Annotated in this window: 2 protein-coding genes; both read right to left on the reverse strand. The window is 66.8% G+C overall.

The window, feature by feature from the left end; genetic code table 11:
• Positions 1 to 1,050 (reverse strand): hypothetical protein (locus KDH09_03910; protein MCB0218814.1); only part of this gene is annotated, 1,050 nt, incomplete at its 3' end.
• On the reverse strand, positions 1,051 to 2,517 hold a 1,467-nt coding region (locus KDH09_03915), incomplete at its 5' end, for a hypothetical protein (GenBank protein MCB0218815.1).

The raw sequence follows: 2,517 nt of genomic DNA on the forward strand, positions 1-2,517 counted from the left end.
ATCGATGCCGAGCCCCTCGCCCACGCCAAGCACGTCGTAGGCGCCGTTCGTTCCGGCACCCGTGCTGGTGAGGATCTGCAGGAAGAGGGTGAGCGGGTGCCCGGATTCGAAATAGCGCACCTGCTCGATGGTTTCGTCGGCATCGTGTTCGACGGCAAGACTGCCGAACAGGCCGCGCGTCACCCCGGTCAGGTTGTTGCCGCTGATTCCCGTATAGGAGAGAAACTCGTCGTCCACCCGCGCGTGGGCGGTACCGCCTGCCGGGTCGATGAGCGCGCTCGCATCGGAGACTGCAACACTCGTCGCCGAGTCCGACAGCACTGAGGCCAAATGCGTCTGATGCGCGGAGAACAGCCGCCGGTCCTTGAGCTCGCCGTGCACGGGCCGCACCTGCAGCGCATACTGCGTGCCCTGGCGCTGCACCGTCATCGCGGTTGCGATCCCGCGCGCGATCACGCGAAATTCGCCGGCGGGCCCGAGTTCCTCAAATCCCAGCCTCAGCGTGACGCGCCGGTCGCGAATCCCGTTTCCGTGTGCGGCGTTGGCATGGGAGATCAGGTCGGCGAGAAAAGCCGCGCGCGGCTCATCGGGATGGGGCGCCTCGATCAGGGTGAGGCTCGTGCCCGAGAGCGAGGCCGCGCGTTTTTGCGGATCGATGCCGAGCGTTCCGAGCCGCGGGGGCTTGAGCGCGTCGAGTCCTTCGGGAAATGCCGGATGCGGTTTCGAGAGCAGCGGTCGCCAGAAGCCGTATTCGCGCAGCGCTGCGCCGATGGCATGGCCTGCCGCCGCGGAGCCATGCAGGCCGCGCCGCAGGTTCTGCAGCGTCGCGCCGTCCTGGCTCACCCCCGACCAGGCAAGAATCTCACCCGAGCCGTCGTCGAACTCCGCGAAACCGAAACTCGGCCAGCCATCGAAGGTGCCCGCCGCCGCGCTCAGCGAATCATCGCCGGCGTCCAGCGCGGCGCCCAGTACATGGGTGCGGCACTCCCACTCGAGCACATAGACCGGCGTTGCCTGCGCTCGCCCCAGAATGTCGTCAAAGGTCGTCACTTAGTCGAGCTCCATGCTTTCAAGGGTGATCAGATCGGGCGTGAAATCGCTGAGGAGTTCGCGCGCGACAAAATCATCGAAGAGCGCCTCGGCACCGGGGTCCGCCGCGAGGTCGTCCTGGTAGAACAGGAACGGGCTGCGCGCGGCCGGCAGCGAAATTCCCGTGGGAATGAGCGCGGTGAACGGCCCCTCTTCACCGATCCACACGCGAGCGATCAGAGTTTGCGGCGAGAGCGAGGGCGGATTGCTCAGAAACTGCACGCGCAGTTGCAGGGGCGCGTCCTCGGGGAGCGCCCTTGTCAGGGAGGCAATACTCACCACCGGCGCGATGGTGCCGCTGGTCCAGGTGACCAGGTCGGTCAGGATTTCTCCTGACTCCATTCGCCCGCGAAGCGCGATCCCCACGTAGGCCGCGCCCCCCAGATGGAGCCCCACGCCCGCGCGCACGCTCTCCCCCTCGGCCGGAGAGGCAAGGAAGCGCACACTCGTTTCGAGCTCGCAGTTGCCGATGGACTCATTGAAGACGATCTGGGAGAGCGAGCCGCTGGTATTGACCTGCAGCGCCCCGCCGACGATCGACCAATTGGCCGGGCCGCTCCAGCCCGACAGATCACCGGAGAAGTCATCGGTGTACTGGGCCCCGGTGCGGCGCAGGTCGAAGGGGCCGTTCTGCTCGATCGCCTCGAATGATAGGTCGAGAAACCCGTGCAGGCGTCGCTGGAACGTGGCGCCGGGACCGCTGAGCTGCAGCGGAATCATCGCGGTGCTCCGGTCACTGGGACAAAGAAAGAACGGCGCGCCCTGCATGGCGGCGCTGCCGGGTCCGAACAGGGCGCACAGCGGCGCGTCGCCGCCCTTCCAGGTGGCGTTGCCAAAAGACCAGTTGGCCGGCGCCAGCGAGGGATTTCGGGGAACCGCTACGAGGCGCGCGCGCAAACTCGATTTGGCCCTGCCCGCCCAGCTCACGCGGCGTCCGGTCTCGGACTCGGCATCGACGCGCCCCTCGCTCCCGAAACGGACGGCCTCCCTGGGAAAGCTGAGCGGCCATGCGCCGGTTACAGGCCATGCAACCAGTACGCCCTCTTCACCGGCACCCAGCACGAGGTCCGCACTGCCATAGGCGGCGCCAACGGCCAGCGGCGCATCTTCGGTGACGGGCAGCGAGAACGAGTCACTCGCGCATTGAACCGTCAGGCTCACGCCGGCGCGTTCGCGCACGAAGAGTGAGACCCCGGAAATTCCGCCGGCGCCCTCATCGAGGATCGCGCGCGCCACACAAGCGATTGCCTCTTCCTCCCCAATCTGTGCGTGCATCGCGCGCTCGATCTCGAGCGCCAGTTCATGCGGCAGGTAGCGACCGCCGGGAACGCTCGCGCTGTAATCATCACCATCCCAGGAAAAAGGGATCGCGTTGCTTGCGCTCAGCGTCAGCGGGGGAACAAAGCGTGCTTTGAGCAGGGGACGTAC

Source organism: Chrysiogenia bacterium, assembly GCA_020434085.1.
Classification (GTDB): Bacteria; JAGRBM01; JAGRBM01; order JAGRBM01; family JAGRBM01; genus JAGRBM01.